Below are 879 nucleotides of genomic sequence, written 5' to 3'. Positions count from 1 at the left end.
CAACCTGCTCCACCGCCACAACCTGCTCTATCAGCAGAATATTCGGAAATCCTTCAGCTTTTAAAAAAAGGAGAAATTATTGAGCTCTTAACAAAACAGCTTGAGTTAAAAAAAGAACAACTTTCGCAAACAGAAAAAACCTATCAAGCTATAACAAAGAATCAGAAAACTGGATCTCAGAAAATAGACTTTTCTAGTTTTTTTCTCAAAGAGCCAGAATCGCTCTATAAGAGTGATAAGCTTTCAAGGGAATCATATCAAAAGGTATTAGAGGAAGAAAACAAAATTTCTGGATCTTTTGATCAAATGGGTAAAGCTATTTCGGGGCGTTTACAATTTGCATCGATACAAGATAAAGCTGTAAGTTTAGAAACTTTTGAAAACGTAGAAAATCGTTTTCAATACCTTAAAGAGCTATTAGATGAAATTCAAAAAAAAGAAAACCTGAAAGATACAGCAGATCTTCAAACACATATCGATGGTTCATTAGCAATGATCCAAAATGAATTTATAAAGATGGAAATGGTAGCGCATTTACGTGAGGCTGAGCAATCACTTATCAAAAGGAAAAGACGCGAACTTGATATGAAAATTTTTAACCATGAAACAAAAGGGATGCCTATCATACGATGAAAACAAAAGCCACTGTAGAAAGTTCAGTACTATCTGAACAATTCAGAGAGGCACAAAGATTTTATCAAAGCCAAGATATCGTGATGAAAATACTTAGGTAATGTATAAATGCAAATAACGCATTTGGCATATATCTATGTTTCAAGGTGATAAAAAGTTGAAAATTTGTTAAAGAGGAATTCCATGGACTTTACAGTGTTCACGCAACTTTTCAATAAAATTGATCAGATAACAAAAACATATGTC

At 33.0% G+C, this 879-nt stretch carries 1 protein-coding gene; it reads left to right on the top strand.

Going from position 1 to position 879, the window contains the following annotated elements; translation table 11 throughout:
- On the top strand, positions 1 to 633 hold a 633-nt coding region (locus ACFIK6_RS10045; protein WP_375677611.1), incomplete at its 5' end, for a type IV secretion system protein.
- Positions 634 to 879 lie beyond the last annotated feature (246 nt).

The sequence above is a fragment of the Bartonella sp. AS69XJJH genome, assembly GCF_042195585.1.
In the GTDB taxonomy this organism is placed as follows: Bacteria; Pseudomonadota; Alphaproteobacteria; order Rhizobiales; family Rhizobiaceae; genus Bartonella.
The sequence above is the reverse complement of the archived record's forward strand: the minus strand, read 5'-3'. Positions and strand labels throughout refer to the sequence as shown.